This window comes from Sphingomonas aerolata, assembly GCF_023935825.1.
Classification (GTDB): domain Bacteria; phylum Pseudomonadota; class Alphaproteobacteria; order Sphingomonadales; family Sphingomonadaceae; genus Sphingomonas; species Sphingomonas aerolata.
Window position 1 is genome coordinate 3,518,930 of sequence record NZ_CP098762.1, and the last position, 20,227, is coordinate 3,539,156.

A 20,227-nucleotide genomic window follows, 5' to 3' on the forward strand; every position below is an offset into this window, starting at 1 on the left:
GTTTGGCCGCCCCAGCCGATCTGGGTAAGAGCGCGCATGGCCTTCTACCACCCGCTTCTCTTCCGCCTCGACGCCGAACGCGCGCATGGCCTGACGATCGCCGCGCTCGCCGCATGGGGCAAGGCGGGCACGCCGCTCGCGCCATCCGTCCCGCGGCTTGCGACCAGCGTGGCGGGGATCGCCTTCCCCAACCCGGTCGGCCTTGCCGCCGGCGTCGACAAGGACGGTCGCGCGATCGACGGGTTCTTCGGGCTCGGGCTCGGCAGCGTCGAGATCGGCACGCTCACCCCCCTGCCCCAGCCCGGCAACCCGAAGCCGCGCATCTTCCGCCTCCCCGAAGACCGCGCGGTCATCAACCGCCTCGGCTTCAACAATGGCGGCCTCGACGCGGCGCTCGACCGTGCGAAAGCCCATGCGCGCGGCAAGGGCGTGCTGGGCATCAATGTCGGCGCGAACAAGGACGCGACCGATCGCACCGCGGATTACGTCCACGGCGTCACCCGCGCCGCGCCGCACGCCGATTACATCACGATCAACATCAGCTCGCCCAACACCCCTGGCCTGCGCGACCTGCAACATGGCGCAGCACTGCGCGACCTGCTCGCCGCCTGCACCGCCGCCAAGGGCACCACGCCGATCTTCCTCAAGGTGGCGCCCGACCTCGAGCCCGCGGACATCGACGACATCGCCCGCGCCGCGATCGACAACCGGATCGACGCGCTGATCGTCAACAACACGACGATCGGCCGCCCCGGCCTGCGCTCGGCGAACGCGATGGAGACCGGCGGCCTGTCCGGCGCCCCGCTCGCCCCCCTCGCCCGCCAGCGCCTCACCGACTTCCGCAAGGCGACCGGCGCGGCGATCCCGCTGATCTCGGTCGGCGGCATCGGCAGCGGTGCGGAAGCCTATGCCCGGCTCCGCGCGGGCGCGAGCCTCGTCCAGCTCTACACGGCGCTGGTGTATGAAGGCCCCGGCCTCCCCGCACGGATGCTGCGCGAGCTCGACGCGCTGCTCACCCGCGACGGCTTTGCCACCATCGCCGACGCGATCGGCGTCGACGCCCGCTGACACATTTCGTCATCCCGGCAAAAGCTGGGATGACGGCGAGTTTGCGGCGGACGCCTTGCCTCGCACCCGATCCGCGCTAGGTTCGCACGCGATGAAGACTCCCCTCCTAGCGCTCGCCCTCCTCCTCCCCACCGCCACCGCCGAAGCCCGCCGGACCGCCCCCACCCCCGCCCCGGCGAAGGATCAGGGCATGGTCAGCGCCGCCGACCCCCGCGCCGCCGAGGCGGGGGTCGAGATCCTGCGCGCGGGCGGCAGCGCGACCGATGCGGCGATCGCGACGATGCTCGCGCTCAACGTCGTCGAGCCGCAAAGCTCGGGCATCGGCGGCGGCAGCTTCTGGGTCAGCCACGCGGCGAATGGCGGGCTCAGCACGATCGACGCTCGCGAAAAGGCGCCTGCCGCCGCCGATCCGCGCTGGTTCTACGCCGCCGACGGCACCCCGCTCAGCCACCGCGACGCGGTCCCCGGCGGTCGCAGCGTCGGCGTCCCCGGCGCGCTGCGCGGCATGGCGCTCGCGCACCGCGCGTCGGGCAGGCTCCCCTGGGCGCGGCTGTTCGACCCCGCGATCCGGCTCGCGACCACCGGCTTCAAGGCGTCGCCGCGGCTCGTCAACGGGATGAAGGCTTATGGCGGCCACATCACGCCCGAAACGCGCACGCTCTTCTCCGCCCCCGACGGATCGCCCGTCGCGATCGGCGCGATGATCAGGAATCCCGCCCAGGCTGCCTTGCTCCAGCGGATCGCCGCCCGCGGCGCCGACAGCTTCTATGTCGGACCCGAGGCACAGAAGATCGTCACCACGGTCAACACAGCCGCGCGCAACCCGTCGAAGATGACGACCGGCGACCTCGCCAGCTATGACGCGAAGACCCGCGCGCCGGTCTGCGTCACCTACCGCGTCCACCGCATCTGCGGCATGGGCCCGCCCTCCTCGGGGGGCATCACCGTGCTGATGATCCTGAAACAGCTCGAACGCTTCGACATGGCCAAGCTCGGCAAGGACAGTCCGCAGGCGTGGCACCTGTTCGCCGAAAGCTCGCGGCTCGCCTATGCCGACCGCGACCTCTATGTCGGCGATCCCGATTTCGTGTCGGTGCCGGTCAAGGGCATGCTCGACCCCGCCTATCTCGCCTCACGCTCGGCACTGATCCAGCCCACCACGACGATGGCCAGCGTCAGCGCAGGCTCGCCCCCCGGCGCCCCGGCCCGGCAATCCGCCCCGGTCAGCGAAGTCCCCGGCACCACCGACCTCGCGGTCGCCGATGCACGCGGCAACGTCGTCGAGGTGACGACCACGGTCGAGGGCTATTTCGGCTCGGGGCTGACCGTCGACGGCACCGTGCTCAACAACCAGCTCACCGACTTCGACACCGTGCCCGAAAAGGGCGGCTATCTCGTCGCCAACCGCGTCGAGGGCGGCAAGCGCCCGCGCAGCTCGATGTCGCCGACGATCGTCTACGGCCCCGACGGCAAGGTCCGGCTCGCGGTCGGCGCCGCGGGCGGCTCGACGATCATCGCGCAGGTCGCCAAGGCGATCATCGGCGTCGTCGACTGGAAACTGTCCGCGCAGGATTCGATCGCGCTCGGCCTGATCTACGCGCCCGGCCATGTCGCCGCGGTCGAGAAGGGCACCGAGCGCGAGGCGATGATCCCCGCGCTTCAGGCGCTCGGCGAGACGGTGCAGGTCACCGCGCTCGGCCTCAAGGCGAACGCGGTCGAGCGGGTGAACGGCCGCTGGGTCGGCGCGGCGGATCCGCGCAGCGAAGGCGTCGGAATCGCGCAGGACGGCACCGTGACCCAGATCCAGCGCGTCGGCGCCCTCCAGCGCGCACCGGAATAGCATGCCCCGCCCCTTTGTCGTCATCCCCGCGCAGGCAGGGATCCATTGGCGCTGACGTCGGTGATCCCACAGGCCGGTCAGCCAATATGGGTTCCCGCCTCCGCGGGAATGACGACGGACCGTTAGCAGACTATACCGCACCAAAGACCGAGCGGCCCCGCGAGGGGACACAGCTCGCAAGAGCGCCCCAGGAGAGACCATGCCCCGCCAGCTCGAACCCTTTCCCAACCTCGTCACCATGTTCTTCGCGCGCGCCGCGGAAAGGGGCGACTCACCGTTCCTCTGGACCAAGCAGAGCGGCGCCTGGGTGGCGACCAGCTGGGCCGACGCCGCGCGACAGGTGGCGAGCCTCGCCACGGCCCTCACCGCGATCGGGCTCAAACGCGGCGACCGGGTGATGCTGGTCAGCGAGAACCGCCCCGAATGGTGCCTCAGCGACCTTGCGATCATGGCGGCGGGCTGCGTGACGGTGCCGACCTATGTCACCAACACCGAACGCGATCACCTCCACATCATCGAGAATGCGGGCGCCTGCGCGATCATCGTCTCGACCGCGAAGCTGGCGAAGACGGTGCTCCCCGCCGTCCTGCGCTCGAACCAGGCGCAGATCGTGATCGGGCTCGAGGACATGCGAGTCCCCGCCGCGATCGACTTCCACAACTGGCACGCGCTGATCGCCGCGCACCCGACGAAGCCCGAGACCGCGGCGGCGCGCGCGACCTTCACCCGCGACGATCTCGCCTGCATCATCTACACCTCGGGCACCGGCGGCGCGCCGCGCGGCGTGATGCAGCATCACGGCGCGATCCTGCACAATTGCGCAGGCTGCGCCGCGGTCATCTCGGAGGATTTCGGCTGGGACGACGAGGTCTTCCTGTCGTTCCTCCCCTTGAGCCACGCCTATGAACATACCGGCGGCCAGCATTTCCCGATCTCCTTGGGCGGCCAGATCTATTATGCCGAAGGCCTCGAAAAGCTCGCCGCGAACATCGAGGAGACGCGCCCGACGATCATGTTCGTCGTCCCCCGCCTGTTCGAGGTGCTGCGCACGCGCATCTCGAAGACGATCGAGAAACAGGGCGGCGCGTCGGCCTATCTGCTCGCCCGCGCGCTCGACATCGGCGCCAGGCGCTATGCCGGCAAGCTCCGCCTGATCGACCGGCCGGCGCAGGCCGCCGTCGCGACGCTGTTCAAGCCCAAGATCGCGAAGAAGTTCGGCGGCCGGCTGAAGGCGATGATCTCGGGCGGCGCGCCGCTCAACCCGGAGGTCGGGCTGTTCTTCGAATCGATCGGCCTCACCTTCCTCCAGGGCTATGGCCAGACCGAGGCCGCGCCCGTCATCTCGTGCAACCGCCCCAAGGCGGGCGTGCGGATGGATTCGGTCGGCCCGCCGCTCAAGGATACCGAGGTACGGATCGCCGAGGATGGCGAGATCCTGGTCCGCGGCGAGCTCGTCATGCACGGCTATTGGCGCAACGACGCCGAGACCGCGAAGGTGCTGAAGGACGGGTGGCTGCACACCGGCGACGTCGGCGAGATCGACGCGCAGGGTCGCATCCGCATCACCGACCGCAAGAAGGACCTGATCATCAACGACAAGGGCGACAATGTCGCCCCGCAGAAGATCGAGGGGATGCTGACGCTCCAGCCCGAGATCGTCCAGGCGATGATCGCCGGCGACAAGCGCCCCTATATGGTCGCGCTGATCGTGCCCGATCCCGAATGGACGCAGCAATGGTGCGCGTCGAACGGCGATGCGTGCAATTTCAGCAGGCTGGCCGAGAACAGCGAGTTCCGGACCGCGCTGGGTCACGCGATCGAACGCGTGAACAAGGATCTGACCGTCACCGAACGCGTCCGCCGCTTCGTGTTGGCGGACGGGCCGTTCACGATCGAGAACGAACAGCTGACGCCCAGCCTCAAGATCCGCCGCCACGTCATTCGCCAGGCTTACGGCGGCCGGCTCGACGCGCTCTACCTCAAGGGCTGACGAACGGGGGGCCGCATCGGGCCCCCCGCCCCCTCAGGCTGCGCCCAGCGGAAGGTTGCTGCGCTTGCAGACATAGGTCGCCAGCTCCTCGCGCAGCGGCAGCCCGGCGATCGGCCGCAACGGACCGTCATAGGCGATGCTCGTCTCGACCAGCGAACGGCGCGGCGCGACGCCCAGGACATGGAACAGACGACGCTCGCAATCGACTTCGGTGCGGGCATAGGCGACGCGGCCGGCATGTTCCTGGCGGATGATCGCGATCACCGTGCCGCCGATCGCCCGGCGCTCGCGCAGCAGGAAATAGCGCGAGGCGGTATCCGACGGGGTCGGGATCAGGTCGCCCTTGACCGTCAGCGCGGGCGGCGCTGGCGCTGCGACCTCGGTTTCGCCCAGATTGCGCAGCGATACGCCCGCAGTGCTCATGGCATTGTTATCGACCGCATCGGTCGACGCCGCGCCCGAACAGGCGGACACGCCCAATCCGCCGGCAACCGCCAGCGCTAACCACGTCTTCTTCATCAATACACTCCCGGGTATGAATCAGGCTCAAACGCCCGCAGCATGACGATCGATCCGGTGGTGCGGATCGATCCCCGCCGCCCGACGTTGCGCGAGGAAATTTTCTTCGGCGAAGGGCGCGCACCGACCGGCACGCGCCCTCCCGGTCCGCTTATTTCGCCGCCGGCTTGGGCACCGCGGCGGGCACCACCGCCATCGTCCAGTCGCGGTCGGGGCGCAAATATTTTGCCGCGACCGCCTGCAGGTCGGCCGGCGTCGTCGACACCAGATCCTCGGCGATCCGCTTGGTCGCGTCGATCCGCCGCGGGTCATAGGTCGCCCCGCCGAGCTGCTGCATCCAGAACTGGTTCCCGGTCGAGGCGCGCATGATATACTGCCCCATCGGCCGCTTGATCCGCTGCAGCTCGTCATCCGCGATCGGCGTCGAGACGAGCTCGGCGGCGATCTTGCGCGCGGTCTCGAAGAAGAACGCGACCTTTTCCGGCGCGACCTGGCCGATCGCGACGAGGCGACCGCCGCTGTTCATCCCGGTCGGCCACTGGCTCTGCACGTTCGGGCTGTAGCTCGCGCCCGCCGCCTGGCGGAGCCGCTCGAACAGCCGGTCGGCGAACACCTGCGCCAGCACGTCGAGGCGACGGCTCTCCGTGATCGCCTCGATCCCGCCCCCGGTCGGCCAGGCGATGACCGCCGCCGCCTGGTTCTGCGGGCCGGTATGCGTGCGCATCACCGGGGTCGCGACATGCGCGGGGAAGCGCACCGGCGCCGCCACCGCGGTCGACGCGGAGCGCGCGGCGATCGCGCCGAAGCTCTTGGCGACCGCGGCGATCGCCTCCTCGCTCTTCACGTCGCCGAACACCGACACCTCGATCGGCCCGGTCTTGAGCAGCGGCTCCCAGAACTTGCGGAAGTCCTTGGCGTTGAGCGCCTCGACCGACTCGCGCGACGGCGTGCCCCAGCGCGGATCGCCCGCACGCAACAGCTTCTCCAGATCACGCGACAGCACGCCGTCGGGCGACGACCCATAGCCCGCAAACGCCGCCAGCGCCGCGACCCGCGCCCGCGCGACCGGGGCCGCATCCCATGCCGGGAAAGCGAGCTTGGCGGCCATCAGCGTCAGCTGGTCGGCATAATCCGCAGGCGAGGTCAGCGCGCCCAGCGTGAACGCGTCGTCGTCGATCCCGAAGTCGAGGCCGATACGACGCCCGGCGGTCAGCTGATCGAGATCGCCCTGATCGAGCTTGCCGATCCCGCCCGCGACCAGCGCGAGGTCGCCCGCCCAGGCCGGACTCGGCTTGTTCGCCGGGATCGCGCTGTAACCGCGCCCGAACCGGACGCGGACATAGACGCGGCCGGTCTCGCCCGTATTGGGGAACAGCAGCAGGCGGGTGCCATTGGCATAGGTCACCTGCTCCATGTCGAACGCGGCGATCTTTTCGCGCGACGCCACGACGCCGGGCTTGCCCAGCGTCGGCAGCGCGGCGAACGTCACCGCATTCTGCTGGCGACGCAGCCCCGCGAGACCCGAGACATCGGCCTTCAGCGCGGTCTCGAGCTTGGCCACAGCGGCGGGGTCAGGCGTGATCGTGTTGACCAGCGCGCGCGTCGCGGTCCCCTCGAAGATCCGCTTCGACGCCGCGAGCAGCGTGGCGGGGGTGAACATGCCCTTCGCCTTGGCGTCCTGCAGGATCTTGTACGACGTCTCGGGTCCCGCGACGGTCTCGCGGATGTCGAGCGCACCGACCATGTCGTCGGCCTGGCGCGCGCCCGCCTCGACCCGCGCGGTCTCGACCTGGGTACGCATGATCGTGTCGAAATCGGCATATTCGCGGTCGACCTCGGCCTGGCTCGGCGCATTGGTCTGCGCGTCGGCGATCACCGCGCGCACGTCCTTCAGCGCCGCTTCCCAGTCGGTCCCGATCGGCACGATGTTGACGCTGGTCAGGTTCGCCGACCGCGACACGTCGTCGATCGACACCCCCGCCTGGAGATAGCTGCCACCGGCGCGCGCGCGCGTCTCGAGCCGCCGGCTGATCAGCCGCGTCGCCAGCACGTCGACCAGCCGCGTCTGGTTCATGATCGCGGTGTCGTCCTTGTACACCCAGGGCCGGACCACGCCGAGCGTGACGACCGCGGGCAGCGACGGCTCGGCGATCGCCTGTGCGGCGGGGGCGGCGGGATCGGGCTTGCCGAAATCGGGCGCCGCGGTGAACGCGCCGACCGGCTTCCAGTCCGCGAAGTTCTTGACGATCAGCCGTCCGAACAGCGCCGGGTCCATGTCACCTGAAATGATGACGACGGTGTTCTCGGGCCGGTACCAGCGATCGTGGAACGCCTTGATGCTCGCGCCGGTCGCCGCCTCGAGCGTCTTGATGCTGCCGATCGGCGACCTGTCCGCGAGCGGCTGGCCGGCGAAGAAGGTCGACCGGATCGCATCGCCGATCCGCACCTGGGGTCCGGGCTGCTCGCGCTGTTCGGCGAGCACCACCGGGCGCTCGGCGGTGACCGTCGCATCGGTCAGCACCGGCTGCTCCATCATCCCCGACAGGATCTTCAGGCTGTCGTCGAGCCCCGCCTCGCTCGCCGAGGGCAGGTCGAGCTTGTACGTCGTCGAGACGGGCGTGGTCTGCGCGTTGGTATCCGATCCGAACGTCGCGCCGAACCGCTGCCAGACGCGCTTGGCCTCGCCGTCGGGGACGTATTTCGAGCCGCGGAACGACAGATGCTCGATGAAATGCGCATAGCCGCGCTCGGCATCGCTCTCGTTCAGCGATCCGGCATCGACGCGCACGCGGACCGACACCTGACCCGGCGGAACGCCGTTCTTGCGCACGGCAAAGCGCAGCCCGTTGGGCAGCGTGCCGAACTTCCACTCGGGGTCGCGGGTGAGATCGCTGCCCTTGTACAGCCACGCGGTCGTGTCGATGCCGGGCAGCCCGGGCAGGGTCGGCGCCTCGCCGGGCATCGCCACGGTCTGCGGCTGGACGGGTGCAGCAGGTGCCGCCGCGGGCGGCTTGGCGCGAGACGCGGGCCGCGTCCCCGATTGGCCGATGGCAGGGATCGCCAGGCACAGCACGAGCGACAGGAAGACGGGAGCGCCGAGCGCGCGGGGGGTAAACGCCATGCCGTCCTGTAGCGCCCCCGGCCGCCGACCGCCAGCGCCGTGCCGTCGCGCGTCCGGCGCCATCATTTCGTCCCATAGCCGCGCTATCTCAATCACCTGCAAGCGCGGATACGGGCGCGCGGTACGAGCGAACGACGAAGAGTGGAGTGCGAATGCAAGCCGAAGTCAGGGCGAAGACCGGGACCGCGACGGGTCCGGCAATGTGGCGAAATTCTGGTCGTGATCACCGCAGCACCCCCCACCGCACCCCCGATCTGACGGTCATTTCGGGTGCGCCCCGGCCCGGCGCGCCGCTCGCGGCGGAACCCGGCCGGCCGCTGATCATCCGCGTCGGCAAGCATCTCCGCGGCGTGTTCGACCGGCTGATCGCGAGCTCGTCGCTCGTCTCGAACGACCCGGTGCTCGACGTCCGCGACTTCGCCTGGACGCAGCTGCTGCGCGAGCATTGGCGCGATATCCGTGACGAGGCGGTCGCGGTCGCGCTGCGCGGCGAGGCCTCGCCCAGTCTCGCGACGATCTCGCCCGATCACCGCGCGATCGCCGAGATCGACAAGTGGCGCTCGTTCTTCCTCTGGGGCTATGGCTATCCGATCGACGAGAATCTGGTGCGCTGCCCGCGGACGCGTGATCTCGTCGCGCAGATTCCCGGCCTCAACAGCGCCTTCTTCTCGATCCTCGCGCCCGGCACGCACATCCCCGAGCATCGCGGCGTGACCAAGGGGCTGATCACCTGTCACCTCGGCCTGATCGTGCCGCGCGACGGCGACGTCCGGATGCGCGTCCACGACCGCACCGTGCGCTGGTCGGAGGGCGAGACCCTGGTGTTCGACGACACCTATAATCACGCGGTCTGGAACGACACGAGCGGCACGCGCGTCGTCCTGCTCATCCAGTTCGAACGGCCACTGCGCAATCCCGGCAAGTGGATCGCCGACGCCTTCCTGAACGTCGTCCGCCGCTCGGCCTTCGTCCAGGACGCGGTCCGCAACATCGGCGACTGGAACGCCGCGGTGAAACAGCTCGACGTCTGACCCGTGCGCCATGCGAGGCGCACCGCCTGTACGATGCGGCAAAGAAGAGTTTGCTTGATCCCTCCGCCCCCCGTCGCCACATGCACCCCATGCTGATCGAAACGGAATCCACCCCGAACCCCGCGACGTTGAAGTTCCTGCCGGGACGCACCGTCATGGAGTCCGGCACCCGCGACTTCGCCACCCCCGAGGAGGCGGAGGCGAGTTCGCTCGCCGATGCGATCTTCCGGCTCGGCGACGTGACCGGCGTGTTCTTCGGGCGCGACTTCGTCTCGGTGACCGCCGCGCCCGGCGTCGCCTGGTCGGATCTGAAGCCCGACGTGCTGGCGATCATGCTCGACCACTTCTCCGCTGCGATGCCGCTGTTCCGCCCCGCGAGCGCAGGCTTCTCGGTGCCGTCCGACGATACCGTGCTGACCGACGACCCCGCCGATGCCGATATCGTCGCGCAGATCCGCGACCTGATCGAGACGCGCGTCCGCCCCGCAGTCGCGAATGACGGCGGCGACATCGTCTATCGCGGTTTCGATAAGGGCAAGGTGTTCCTCCAGCTCCAGGGCGCATGCGCCGGCTGCCCCTCGTCGAGCGCGACGCTCAAGAACGGCATCGAGCAGTTGCTGAAATATTACGTCCCCGAAGTCACCGAAGTGCGCGCCGTCTGATGACCCCGCGCGGTCCCCAGCCCGACGCCGTGCTCGACGCGGTCTTCCGTGAGGCGCGCAGCTATAACGGCTATACCGACCGCCCGGTCGCGACGGCCGATCTGCACGCGATCTGGGATCTGATGAAATGGGGTCCGACGTCCGCCAACCAGCTGCCCGCGCGGCTGGTCTGGTGCGTCAGCGACGAGTCCAAGCAGAAGCTTGCCGACGCGTGCAGCGCGCAGAACCAGCCCAAGATCCTGAACGCCCCCGTCTCGGTGATCATCGGCATGGACACCGAATTTCACGAGCATCTGCCCGAACTGTTTCCGCACGCCGATGCGAAGTCCTGGTTCACGGGCAGTGCCGAACTGCGCGCGACCTCCGCGTTCCGCAATTCGACGCTGCAGGGCGCCTATTTCATCATCGCTGCGCGGATGCTCGGGCTCGACACCGGACCGATGTCGGGGTTCGACGCGGACAAGGTCGATGCCGCGTTCTTCGCCGACACGCCTGCGGTCCGCACTAACTTCATCGCGACGCTCGGCTATGGCGATCCCGCGACGATCTTCGCCAGGTCGCCACGCCCCGACTTCGCGAAGTTCAACAGCATCGCCTGACATGACGCCCTCTTCCCGGAGGGGAGAGGGACTAAAGATATGCGTACGCTGATCATAGAGACGTCCACCGCCGCCTGTTCGGTCGCGCTCGCCGATGATGGCGTGATCGTCGCGCGCACGCATGACGTCGTCGGGCGCGGCCATGCCGAACGGCTCGTGCCGATGATCGCCGCGCTCCCCGGCGGCGGCCGCGCCGACCGCATCCTCGTCGATGTCGGCCCCGGCAGCTTCACCGGCGTCCGCGTCGGCATCGCCGCCGCGCGCGGGCTGGCACTCGGCTGGTCGGCGACGGTCACCGGCTTCTCGTCGCTGCCTTTGGTCGCCGCGGCGGGATTCGACGATCGCTTAACCGATGATATTGCAGTAGTTTTAGAGGGCGGGCATGGCGAGGTCTTCATGCAGTGCTTTGCCGCCGATCTGTCGCCGCGCACCGACATGGTGTCGCTGAAGCCCGACGCGGCGCTCGCGGCGCTGGCGGGGCGGCGCGCGGTCGGCAATGGCGTGCGCTGGCTCGCCGCGCTCGCCGATGATCTCGACCTGACCGAGGCGCTGCCCGATGCGGGCGCCGCGATCCTGCTGCCCGAGACGCTCACCGCGCTGCCGCCCGTCCCGATCTATGGCCGCGCGCCCGATGCGAAGCCTGCCGCGGTCCGTCCGGCGGTGCCGCGCTGATGGCGACCCGCGCCGTGCCCCCGCCCTCCGACGAAGACGCGGCGTCCGCGGTCGTGCTGCGCGCGGGCGACGCGCGCGACCTCGCCATCGTCGACGCGCTGATGGGCGACGCGTTCGACCCCGCGTATGGCGAGGCGTGGACGCGCACCCAGTGCCTCGGCGTGCTCGCGCTGCCCGGCATCCAGCTCGTCCTCGCCTTTGTCGACGATCGTCCCGCGGGCTTCGCGATGACGCGAACCGTGCTCGACGAGGCGGAGCTGTTGCTGATCGCGGTCGCGACCGATGCGCGCCGCCGCGGCATCGGCACCGCGCTGGTCGGCGCGGTGATCGCCGACTGCATCGCCGCGAACGTCGCCACGCTGCATCTCGAGGTCCGCGCGGGCAATGAGGCCGTCGAACTCTACACCGCGCATGGCTTTGCCAAGGTCGGCGAACGCCGTGCCTATTACCGTGGCCGGTCGGGGGTGGCGCATGACGCGCACACCTATTCGCGCGCGATCGGCAGCTGAGGCTTATTGCGAGTCACTATCCCTTTTCGCAACAGCGTTAACCGCCTACATGGGGGTTTACCAAGGGAATGACACATGCCGCGCAAGATCGATCTGGAAGCCCTCTGTAACGAGAAGGGCCTGCGCATTACCGAGCAGCGCCGCGTCATCGCGCGCGTCCTGTCGGAAGCGGATGATCATCCCGATGTCGAAAAGGTCTATGAGCGCGCCTCGGCGATCGACCCCGGCATCTCGATCGCGACCGTCTATCGCACCGTGCGTCTCTTCGAGGAGGCAGGCATTCTCGACCGTCACGATTTCGGTGACGGCCGCGCGCGCTACGAACCCGCGCCCGAGGCGCATCACGACCATCTGATCGACGTCGAGAGCGGCAAGGTGATCGAATTCGTCGATCCCGAGCTTGAGCAGCTTCAGAAGGCGATCGCCGAGAAGCTCGGCTTCCGGCTCGTCGATCACCGCATGGAACTCTACGGCGTCGCGCTGACCCGCAAGGACTGATCCGATCGGGCGCCTGCGTCTCGTCGCGCGGCTCGCGGCGCTGCTGATCGCGCTGCTGATCGCGCTGCCGGTCCACGGGCTGTGGCGGCTGTTCGGCCGGCGATCGCCCTGGCCGCCGCGCTTTCTCGGGCTGGTCGGCCGGATCGTCGGCGCGCGGCGACGGATCGTCGGCACGCCGCTGCGCCATGACGTGGTGTTCGTCGCCAATCATCTCAGCTGGATCGACATCCTGCTGCTGTCGGGCGCGACCGGCACCGCGTTCATCGCCAAGGCCGAGTTGCGCGGCGTACCGCTGGTCGGCTGGCTCTGCACGCTGAACGCGACCATCTTCGTCAGCCGCGCCGATCGCATGGCGGTGACCGCGCAGATCGCGCAGCTTCGCGACACGCTCGCGCGCGACTGGCCCGTTACGCTCTTCCCTGAGGGCACCACCGGCGACGGCGTCACGCTCCTCCCCTTCAAGGCCGCGCTGCTCGCCGCGCTCGACCCGCCCCCGCCCGGCGTCCGCGTCCAGCCGGTCCGCATCGACTATGGCCCCGCCACGCACGAGCTCGCCTGGGTCGGCGACGAACCCGGCCAGCACCACGCCGCCCGCGTCCTGAAACGCCGCGGCAGCTTCGTCGCGACCCTCCACTTCGCCGAACCCTTCGCCCCTGCCGACCACGGCAACCGCAAAGCCATCGCCACCGAAGCCCGCCGCCGCATCGAAGCCCTCTAACTGTACTGTAAGGGGGAGCGCGCTGCCCCCTCCCAGCCCTCAAACACCACCCCGGCGAAGGCCGGGGCCCAGTTGGCAAGGTCGCAGTAACAAAGCGCTGCCCTAAGTCAGCAACGTCCCCCAACTGGACCCCGGCCTCCGCCGGGGAGGTACCCTTGGTGCCGGGGAGCTACTCTTGGTGCCCGGGAGACACCCTCGGACACCACCCCCGAAGACGCCCCTCCCCCCACGCACACAAATTTGGTACGGCGCGCGCATGACCTCGAAACCCAAGACCTATCACGTCAAGTCGTTCGGCTGCCAGATGAACGTCTATGACGGCGAGCGCATGGCCGAACTGATGGCCGCCGACGGGCTGACCCAGGCCGATGCGGTCGATGCCGACATCGTCGTGCTCAACACCTGCCACATCCGCGAGCGCGCGACCGAAAAAGTCTATTCGGACATCGGCCGGCTGCGCAAGGATCAGCTGCGCAAGAACGGCAAGACGCCGATGATCGCGGTCGCCGGCTGCGTGGCGCAGGCCGAGGGTCAGGAGATCTTCACCCGCGCCAAGGTCGACGTCGTCGTCGGCCCGCAGGCCTATCACAACCTCCCCGACCTCGTCGCAAAGGCCGCGGCGGGCACGCCGTCGCTCGACACCGACATGCCGCTGCTGTCGAAGTTCGGCGCGCTCCCGACCCGCCGCAAGGTCGCGCCGTCCGCGTTCCTGACCGTGCAGGAAGGCTGCGACAAGTTCTGCACCTATTGCGTCGTCCCCTATACCCGCGGCGCCGAGATCAGCCGGCCCTTCGCGGCGATCGTCGACGAGGCCAAGGCCCTGGTCGACGCAGGCGCGCGCGAGATCACGCTGCTCGGCCAGAACGTCAACGCCTGGAGCGAGGATGAGCGCGGCCTCCACGACCTGATCCGCGACCTCGATCGCATCCCCGGTCTTGCGCGGATCCGCTACACCACCAGCCACCCCAACGACATGACGCAGGGGCTGATCGACGCGCACCGCGACGTCGAGAGCCTGATGCCGTTCCTCCACCTTCCCGTCCAGGCGGGCAGCGACCGCGTGCTCAAGGCGATGAACCGCAGCCACACTCGCGACTCCTATCTCCGCATGCTCGACCGCGTCCGCGCGGTGCGCCCCGACATCGCGCTGTCGGGCGACTTCATCGTCGGCTTCCCCGGCGAGACCGATGCCGAATTCGAGGACACGCTGAGCCTGGTCGACGCGGTCGGCTATGCGCAGGCCTACAGCTTCAAATACAGCCCGCGCCCCGGCACCCCCGCCGCCGCGATCGTCGAGCAGGTCCCCGAGGCTGTGATGGACGAGCGTCTCCAGCGCCTCCAGGCCGCGCTCAACCGCGACCAGCACGCGTTCAACGCCGCCACCGTCGGCCGCACCTGCACCGTGCTGCTCGAACGCCCCGGCAAGCTCCCCGGCCAGCTGATCGGCAAGTCGCCCTGGCTGCAATCGGTCCACCTGATCGGCGACCACGCGATCGGCGATCTGGTGGAGGTCACGCTCGCGGCGGCCGGGCCCAATTCGCTGACGGGCATCGAACGCATCGCGCAGGCCGCCTGAAAAACCGCCCCCACCTTTTACCACCACCCCGGCGAAGGCCGGGGCCCAGTTGGGGGACGGGCATAACGACGGACGATCCTCCGTTACATCGACCTTCCCAACTGGGCCCCGGCCTCCGCCGGGGTGGTATGGTGATCGTGGCAATTGCGCGCGCCCCGCCCACCCGCTGAGGCTTTCAGGCAACGCCAATCAGCCTTCGCACACCACACCAAAACTACCGCTGTCCCACACCCGAATCCCCTGCCACACTCCCCCTCGATGCAGCTTCGCCCACGCGACTCGAATCATCGCCAGCCAGGCGCCCCGGTGCCGCTTGAACGCGCGGGCTCTCATGCTCATCTCTGGTCGAACGCCATCCCAGGCGTGATGCGTGCCGGCCCGACCATACCCAATCACCGATCCGACACGTCTGCCCCCGAAAGGACCGCATGAGCCGTAAACCCGTTCCCGCCCAGTCCGGTGACCGCGCCCGAGTCGAACTGCTGTTCGACAAGCCCCAACTCCTCGTCCGGCTCTTCGGCCAGTACGACCAGAATCTGGTAGCGCTCGAAAACCGCCTCGGTGTGTACATCACCGCGCGCGGCAACAAGATTGGTCTGGAGGGCACCGCGGAACAGGTCGCCAAGGCGCGCGACGTGCTCCACGATCTCTACGCCCGGATCCAGCGCGGCGAGGATGTCGACACCGGCCTCGTCGACGCGTCGATCGCGATGGCGGACGAACCCGTGCTCGAAGGCATCATCCGCGCCGATGCCGGCGGCGGCGCTGCTCCGCCGATTATGATCCGCACGCGCAAGAAGACGATCGTCCCGCGCACGCCGGCACAGGCGCATTACATGCGCGAGCTGACCAACAACGACATGATCTTCGCGCTCGGGCCAGCAGGCACCGGCAAGACCTATGTCGCGGTCGCACAGGCGGTCCAGCAGCTCATCACCGGCAGCGTCCAGCGCCTGATCCTGTCGCGCCCCGCGGTCGAGGCGGGCGAGCGGCTGGGCTTCCTCCCCGGCGACATGAAGGAGAAGGTCGATCCCTATCTCCGTCCCTTGTACGATGCGCTCTACGACTGCCTCCCCGCCGAGCAGGTCGAACGCCGCATCGCGAGCGGCGAGATCGAGGTCGCGCCGATCGCCTTCATGCGCGGCCGCACGCTGGCCGACGCGTTCGTCATCCTCGACGAGGCGCAGAACACCACGCCCGCGCAGATGAAGATGTTCCTCACCCGCTTCGGTCAGAACAGCCGGATGGTGATTTGCGGCGATCCCAAGCAGGTCGACATCCCCGGCGGCGTCGCCGCCTCGGGTCTGGCCGACGCGGTCCGCCGGCTGGAGGGGGTCGAGAGCATCTCGATGTGCCGCTTCACCGTCGGCGACGTCGTCCGCCACCCGATCGTCGGCCGCGTCGTCGAAGCCTATGAGGGCAGCGACGCCTGATCCCCGCGGCTATCCCGGACGTCCTGGGATAGCCGCCGGGCCGTCCGCATACCGTAAGGGGTGCGGAACTTTGCCACCTGTGTAATGATTTCGTCCTGACGTTTCCGCCGGAAGGACCCGCATGCTCGAAATCGCGCTCTCTTCGGAGGCTCCCTGGCCCGACCAGGACTGGGACGGCCTTGCCCAGCGCGCCGCGACCGCGGCGATCGAACGCACCCCGCACGGCCAGCTGCTGACCGGCGCCGCCACGGTCGAGATCTCGTTCCGGCTCGCGTCCGACGACGAGGTCCACACGCTCAACAAGCAATATCGCCAGAAGGACAAGCCGACCAACGTCCTGTCCTTCCCGATGGTGCAGGCCGATCTGCTCGAGACGATCGCGCAGAATTCGGACGATGGCGAGGTGCTGCTCGGCGACATCATCCTCGCGCACGGCGTCTGCGTCGCGGAAGCCGCGGAGCGCAGCATCTCGGTCGAGGATCATGCGATGCATCTGATGGTGCACGGCACGCTGCATCTGCTAGGCTATGACCATATGGACGACGACGAGGCGGAGGGTATGGAGCAGATCGAACGCGACGCGCTCGCCGCGCTCGGGCTCCACGATCCCTATCTCATCACAGAGGACTGACGACCACGATGGCCGATGGCCCCAATGCCGGAAACGGCGATAGTACCGACAGTATCTGGCGCGGGCTGAAAGGCCTGATCTTCGGCGCTCCCGACGAATCGCTGCGCGACCAGCTCGAGGATGCGATCGACCGGCACGAGGGCGATCCCGCCCCCGATGCCAAGGGCGATCTCACCCCGCTCGAACGCCAGATGGTCCGCAACCTGCTGCATTTCAGCGAGCGGGACGCAGGCGATGTCGGCGTGCCGCGCGCCGACATCATCGCGGTCGAGGAGGAGACGTCGTTCGCCGACCTCGTCAAGCTGTTCGCCGAGGCCGGCCACAGCCGCCTGCCGGTCTATCGCGACAATCTCGATACGATCATCGGCATGGTCCATATCAAGGACGTCTTCACGATCCTCGCGACCGGCGCCGAGCATCCGACGACGCTCGCCGGGCTGATCCGCGAGCCGCTCTACGCGCCGATGTCGCGCGGCGCGCTCGATCTGCTCGCCGACATGCGGCAGAAGCACGTCCATCTGACGATCGTGCTCGACGAATATTCAGGCACCGAGGGCCTCGTCACGTTCGAGGACCTGATCGAGGAGATCGTCGGCGATATCGAGGACGAGCATGACGACGCGCCACAGGTGCTGATGACGCCGATCGACGGCGGCGCCTGGGACGCGGACGCGCGCGCCGAGCTCGAGGATGCCGCCGAACTGATCGACCCGCGGCTCGCCGAGGTCGATGGTGATATCGACACTTTGGGCGGTCTCGCCGCCTTGCTCGCAGGCCATGTCCCGCAGATCGGCGAATGCGTCGATCATCCGAGCGGCTGGAAGCTCGAAGTGACCGAAGCCGACGAACGCCGCGTCAACCGCCTCCGCCTCCACCCCCCGGTGGTGCTGGTAGAGGACGACGACTGACACGAAGGGGGCGGTGCGTCGGCCGACACACGACCCGCCCCCCTTCGTCATTCCCGCGCAGGCGGGAACCCATACTGGCTGACCATCTAACAGCACACAGGCCCTGCCGCTCTGGACTCCCGCCTCCGCGAATGACGAAGCTCGCGGGATACCCAACCGCAATCACGCCATTGCCCCCGCCCGCACTCCCGCCTAACTCTCCTGCATGCGCAAACACATCCTCATCGTGCTCGGGCTGATCATCCTGGTCGGGATCGCCGGGTTCACCTGGCTCGCCTGGCCCGATACCGCCCGGCTCGACGTCAACCAGGTCACCGGCAAGCGGCCCGACATCACCGCGCCGCGGATCCAGATGCTGCCGACGATCGGCGTCGCCAAGGCGGTCGGCTGGCCCAAGGGCGCGATGCCGACCGCGGCGGCGGGGATGAAGGTCCAGCCGTTCGCGGCCGGGCTCGATCATCCGCGCTGGCTCTACCGCCTGCCCAATGGCGACGTGCTGGTCGCCGAGACCAATTCGCCACCGCGTAAAGGTCCCGGCGTCGTCACGACGGTGATGAACTTCCTGATGGGCCGCGCGGGTGCGGGCGTGCCCTCGGCCAACCGCATCACGCTGCTGCGCGACGCGGATGGCGACGGCGTCGCGGAGACGCGCTCGGCCTTCATGACCGGGCTCAACTCGCCCTTCGGCATGACGCTGATGGATGGCCAGCTCTATATCGGCAACACCGACGCGCTCGTCCGCGTGCCCTATACCGAGGGCGCGACCCGGATCACTGCGAAGCCGGAACGTGTCATCCCGCTCAACGGCGGCGGCAACCACTGGGCGCGCAACGTGATCGCCGCCCCCGACGGCAAGACGCTCTATGTCGGCGTCGGCTCGGCGTCGAACATCGCCGAAAACGGCATGGACGCGGAGAAATACCGCGCCAACATCCTGCAGGTCTGGCCGAAGGACAAGAACTGGCGGATCTACGCCGCCGGTCTGCGCAACCCCAACGGCATGGCGATCAACCCCAAGTCGGGCCAGCTCTGGACCGTCGTCAACGAACGCGACATGCTCGGCTCCGATCTCGCGCCCGACTATCTGACCCAGGTCGAATTCGGCGATCACTTCGGCTGGCCCTGGTATTATTGGGGCGGCTATCCCGACGATCGCGTCGAGCCGAAGAACCCCGCGCTCCAGCAATATGCCAAGCGTCCCGACTATGCGCTCGGACCGCATGTCGCCGCGCTCGGCCTGACCTTCGCGAGCGACGCGAAACTCGGCGACCGCTTCACCAACGGCGTGTTCGTAGGCGAGCACGGCTCGTGGAACCGCAAGCCGCTCTCGGGCTACAAGGTCGTCTATATCCCGTTCGGCGACACCGGCTTCCCGGCGGCGAACGCGAAGCCCGTCGACGTGCTCGGCGGCTTCCTCAACAAGGACGGCGAAGCACAGGGCCGCCCGGTCGGCGTCATCACCGACAAGAGCGGCGCGCTGCTCGTCGCCGACGACGTCGGCAACACGATCTGGCGCGTCAGTACGAAGTAAGCGCGGGGAGGCATGAGAACGCCTCCCCTCCCCCCGTCATCCTGACGAAAGTCAGGATCCAGAGTAACACAAGACACCGCCCGCGACCCTGGGTCCTGACCTTCGTCAGGATGACGGACGGGGCCGTATCGACTGGGTGCCACGTAGGGCAAACCCCGCCCCGCAAACCCTCAGCGCAGCAGCTTCGGCCCTTCCTTGCGGATCATGTCCTGCACCTTGCCCGCGAACAGCCCGAGCAGCCCCGGCAGGTCGACGATCGCATGGACATTGTCCTCGAACACCGTGACCTTGCTGCCGATCACCTGCCCCATCGCGCTGACGGTGAAGTGCAGCGTATCGCCTTCCCAGCGGCGATCGGTCACCGATCCGCCGGGGATCTTCGACCCGATCGTGTCGATGCCGCTGTCGAGCCGCGAGCGCACCCCCGCCTTGCCGAGCTTGTGGGGGATATCGACCGAAATGGGATTGGACATTCTTTGATCCTCAGTGTGCGAACAGCATCGCGTCCTGTGCGAACGCCTTGAACTCGAGCGCGTTGCCGCTGGGGTCGCAAAAGAACATCGTCGCCTGCTCGCCGACTTCGCCCTTGAAGCGGACATGCGGCGCGATCCCGAACCGGACCCCCGCCGCCGCGACGCGCGCGGACAGGCTGGTCCAGTCGTCCATCGTCAGCACGACGCCGAAATGCGGCACCGGCACCTGATGCCCGTCGACCGCATTCTCGACCGCGACCGCCTTCGCCGCCGGATCGAGATGCGCGACGATCTGATGCCCGAACAGGTCGAAATCGATCCAGTGGTCACTCGACCGCCCCTCGGGACAGCCGAGCGTCCCCCCGTAAAAGGCCCGCGCGGCGGCGAGGTCATGGACGGGAAAGGCGAGATGAAAGGGGCGCAGCGTCATGCGGGCAGGATAGAGCGG

19 protein-coding genes are annotated in these 20,227 nt (G+C 68.6%); 15 read left to right on the forward strand and 4 right to left on the reverse strand.

Annotated features, from left to right (window positions below):
• Positions 1-36: 36 nt before the first annotated feature.
• The 3 genes from NEF64_RS16120 (at position 37) to NEF64_RS16130 (ending at position 4,898) form a co-directional block, all read left to right on the forward strand.
• Positions 37-1,068: a quinone-dependent dihydroorotate dehydrogenase gene (locus tag NEF64_RS16120; protein WP_056409160.1), complete on the forward strand. Its 1,032-nt coding sequence runs from the start codon at positions 37-39 to the stop codon at positions 1,066-1,068.
• A gap of 91 nt (positions 1,069-1,159) precedes the next feature.
• On the forward strand, positions 1,160-2,908 hold the full coding sequence (ggt, locus tag NEF64_RS16125; RefSeq protein ID WP_056409158.1) for a gamma-glutamyltransferase: 1,749 nt from the start codon (positions 1,160-1,162) through the stop codon (positions 2,906-2,908).
• Between the two features lie 199 nt (positions 2,909-3,107).
• Positions 3,108-4,898, forward strand: coding sequence for an AMP-dependent synthetase/ligase (locus NEF64_RS16130; RefSeq protein ID WP_056409156.1), 1,791 nt, complete (start codon positions 3,108-3,110; stop codon positions 4,896-4,898).
• 33 nt (positions 4,899-4,931) lie between these two features.
• Here the strand turns inward: NEF64_RS16130 and NEF64_RS16135 are convergent, their stop codons facing one another.
• Together NEF64_RS16135 and NEF64_RS16140 are read right to left on the reverse strand one after the other, a co-directional pair.
• A complete protein-coding gene (locus NEF64_RS16135) occupies positions 4,932-5,417 on the reverse strand; it encodes a hypothetical protein (protein ID WP_031395720.1) in 486 nt (161 codons plus the stop codon).
• A 151-nt stretch (positions 5,418-5,568) separates the two neighbouring features.
• Positions 5,569-8,538: a M16 family metallopeptidase gene (locus NEF64_RS16140; RefSeq protein ID WP_056409298.1), complete on the reverse strand. Its 2,970-nt coding sequence runs from the start codon at positions 8,536-8,538 to the stop codon at positions 5,569-5,571.
• 152 nt (positions 8,539-8,690) lie between these two features.
• Between NEF64_RS16140 and NEF64_RS16145 the strand changes: the two genes are divergently transcribed.
• The 12 genes from NEF64_RS16145 (at position 8,691) to NEF64_RS16200 (ending at position 19,306) form a co-directional block, all read left to right on the forward strand.
• Entirely contained in the window at positions 8,691-9,569 is an 879-nt protein-coding gene (locus NEF64_RS16145) for an aspartyl/asparaginyl beta-hydroxylase domain-containing protein (protein WP_082447046.1), read from the forward strand.
• 89 nt (positions 9,570-9,658) lie between these two features.
• Positions 9,659-10,231, forward strand: coding sequence for a NifU family protein (locus tag NEF64_RS16150; RefSeq protein WP_031396534.1), 573 nt, complete (start codon positions 9,659-9,661; stop codon positions 10,229-10,231).
• The gene (locus NEF64_RS16155) at positions 10,231-10,830 is read left to right on the forward strand and encodes a malonic semialdehyde reductase (RefSeq protein WP_056409154.1); all 600 of its coding nucleotides are present in this window, start codon (positions 10,231-10,233) and stop codon (positions 10,828-10,830) included. Before NEF64_RS16150 ends, NEF64_RS16155 begins: the two co-directional genes overlap by 1 nt.
• 39 nt (positions 10,831-10,869) lie before the next feature.
• The gene (tsaB, locus tag NEF64_RS16160) at positions 10,870-11,502 is read left to right on the forward strand and encodes a tRNA (adenosine(37)-N6)-threonylcarbamoyltransferase complex dimerization subunit type 1 TsaB (protein ID WP_056409152.1); all 633 of its coding nucleotides are present in this window, start codon (positions 10,870-10,872) and stop codon (positions 11,500-11,502) included.
• Positions 11,502-12,011, forward strand: coding sequence for a GNAT family N-acetyltransferase (locus NEF64_RS16165; RefSeq protein WP_042466253.1), 510 nt, complete (start codon positions 11,502-11,504; stop codon positions 12,009-12,011). Before tsaB ends, NEF64_RS16165 begins: the two co-directional genes overlap by 1 nt.
• Before the next feature lie 75 nt (positions 12,012-12,086).
• Positions 12,087-12,509, forward strand: coding sequence for a Fur family transcriptional regulator (locus NEF64_RS16170; RefSeq protein WP_031394622.1), 423 nt, complete (start codon positions 12,087-12,089; stop codon positions 12,507-12,509).
• 190 nt (positions 12,510-12,699) lie between these two features.
• The gene (locus tag NEF64_RS16175) at positions 12,700-13,227 is read left to right on the forward strand and encodes a lysophospholipid acyltransferase family protein (RefSeq protein ID WP_252574139.1); all 528 of its coding nucleotides are present in this window, start codon (positions 12,700-12,702) and stop codon (positions 13,225-13,227) included.
• A 256-nt stretch (positions 13,228-13,483) separates the two neighbouring features.
• Complete coding sequence (gene miaB, locus NEF64_RS16180; RefSeq protein ID WP_252574141.1) at positions 13,484-14,803, forward strand: tRNA (N6-isopentenyl adenosine(37)-C2)-methylthiotransferase MiaB; 1,320 nt, start codon at positions 13,484-13,486, stop codon at positions 14,801-14,803.
• A gap of 428 nt (positions 14,804-15,231) precedes the next feature.
• Positions 15,232-16,236: a PhoH family protein gene (locus NEF64_RS16185; protein WP_056409148.1), complete on the forward strand. Its 1,005-nt coding sequence runs from the start codon at positions 15,232-15,234 to the stop codon at positions 16,234-16,236.
• A 121-nt stretch (positions 16,237-16,357) separates the two neighbouring features.
• On the forward strand, positions 16,358-16,867 hold the full coding sequence (ybeY, locus tag NEF64_RS16190) for an rRNA maturation RNase YbeY (RefSeq protein WP_056409146.1): 510 nt from the start codon (positions 16,358-16,360) through the stop codon (positions 16,865-16,867).
• A gap of 8 nt (positions 16,868-16,875) precedes the next feature.
• Positions 16,876-17,775, forward strand: a complete 900-nt coding sequence (locus NEF64_RS16195; protein WP_056409144.1) for a hemolysin family protein — start codon at positions 16,876-16,878, stop codon at positions 17,773-17,775.
• Positions 17,776-17,980: 205 nt separating this feature from the next.
• Entirely contained in the window at positions 17,981-19,306 is a 1,326-nt protein-coding gene (locus NEF64_RS16200; RefSeq protein WP_056409142.1) for a PQQ-dependent sugar dehydrogenase, read from the forward strand.
• 170 nt (positions 19,307-19,476) lie between these two features.
• On the opposite strand, the gene NEF64_RS16205 is transcribed toward NEF64_RS16200, so the two are convergent.
• Both NEF64_RS16205 and NEF64_RS16210 read right to left on the reverse strand, forming a co-directional pair.
• On the reverse strand, positions 19,477-19,779 hold the full coding sequence (locus NEF64_RS16205) for a polyhydroxyalkanoic acid system family protein (RefSeq protein WP_031396320.1): 303 nt from the start codon (positions 19,777-19,779) through the stop codon (positions 19,477-19,479).
• A gap of 10 nt (positions 19,780-19,789) precedes the next feature.
• Positions 19,790-20,209 (reverse strand): VOC family protein, encoded by a 420-nt coding sequence (locus tag NEF64_RS16210; RefSeq protein WP_056409140.1) that lies wholly within the window; start codon positions 20,207-20,209, stop codon positions 19,790-19,792.
• Between the last annotated feature and the right edge of the window lie 18 nt (positions 20,210-20,227).

Excerpts from the sequence above, each read along its gene's own strand:
- NEF64_RS16145 (WP_082447046.1), top strand. The coding sequence starts at position 8,691 with ATGCAAGCCGAAGTCAGGGCGAAGACCGGGACCGCGACGGGTCCGGCA.
- NEF64_RS16140 (WP_056409298.1), bottom strand. The coding sequence starts at position 8,538 with ATGGCGTTTACCCCCCGCGCGCTCGGCGCTCCCGTCTTCCTGTCGCTC.
- miaB (WP_252574141.1), top strand. The coding sequence starts at position 13,484 with ATGACCTCGAAACCCAAGACCTATCACGTCAAGTCGTTCGGCTGCCAG.
- NEF64_RS16155 (WP_056409154.1), top strand. The coding sequence starts at position 10,231 with ATGACCCCGCGCGGTCCCCAGCCCGACGCCGTGCTCGACGCGGTCTTC.
- NEF64_RS16130 (WP_056409156.1), top strand. The coding sequence starts at position 3,108 with ATGCCCCGCCAGCTCGAACCCTTTCCCAACCTCGTCACCATGTTCTTC.
- NEF64_RS16205 (WP_031396320.1), bottom strand. The coding sequence starts at position 19,779 with ATGTCCAATCCCATTTCGGTCGATATCCCCCACAAGCTCGGCAAGGCG.
- tsaB (WP_056409152.1), top strand. The coding sequence starts at position 10,870 with ATGCGTACGCTGATCATAGAGACGTCCACCGCCGCCTGTTCGGTCGCG.
- NEF64_RS16185 (WP_056409148.1), top strand. The coding sequence starts at position 15,232 with ATGAGCCGTAAACCCGTTCCCGCCCAGTCCGGTGACCGCGCCCGAGTC.
- NEF64_RS16195 (WP_056409144.1), top strand. The coding sequence starts at position 16,876 with ATGGCCGATGGCCCCAATGCCGGAAACGGCGATAGTACCGACAGTATC.
- ggt (WP_056409158.1), top strand. The coding sequence starts at position 1,160 with ATGAAGACTCCCCTCCTAGCGCTCGCCCTCCTCCTCCCCACCGCCACC.
- NEF64_RS16120 (WP_056409160.1), top strand. The coding sequence starts at position 37 with ATGGCCTTCTACCACCCGCTTCTCTTCCGCCTCGACGCCGAACGCGCG.
- NEF64_RS16200 (WP_056409142.1), top strand. The coding sequence starts at position 17,981 with ATGCGCAAACACATCCTCATCGTGCTCGGGCTGATCATCCTGGTCGGG.
- ybeY (WP_056409146.1), top strand. The coding sequence starts at position 16,358 with ATGCTCGAAATCGCGCTCTCTTCGGAGGCTCCCTGGCCCGACCAGGAC.
- NEF64_RS16165 (WP_042466253.1), top strand. The coding sequence starts at position 11,502 with ATGGCGACCCGCGCCGTGCCCCCGCCCTCCGACGAAGACGCGGCGTCC.
- NEF64_RS16150 (WP_031396534.1), top strand. The coding sequence starts at position 9,659 with ATGCTGATCGAAACGGAATCCACCCCGAACCCCGCGACGTTGAAGTTC.
- NEF64_RS16170 (WP_031394622.1), top strand. The coding sequence starts at position 12,087 with ATGCCGCGCAAGATCGATCTGGAAGCCCTCTGTAACGAGAAGGGCCTG.
- NEF64_RS16135 (WP_031395720.1), bottom strand. The coding sequence starts at position 5,417 with ATGAAGAAGACGTGGTTAGCGCTGGCGGTTGCCGGCGGATTGGGCGTG.
- NEF64_RS16210 (WP_056409140.1), bottom strand. The coding sequence starts at position 20,209 with ATGACGCTGCGCCCCTTTCATCTCGCCTTTCCCGTCCATGACCTCGCC.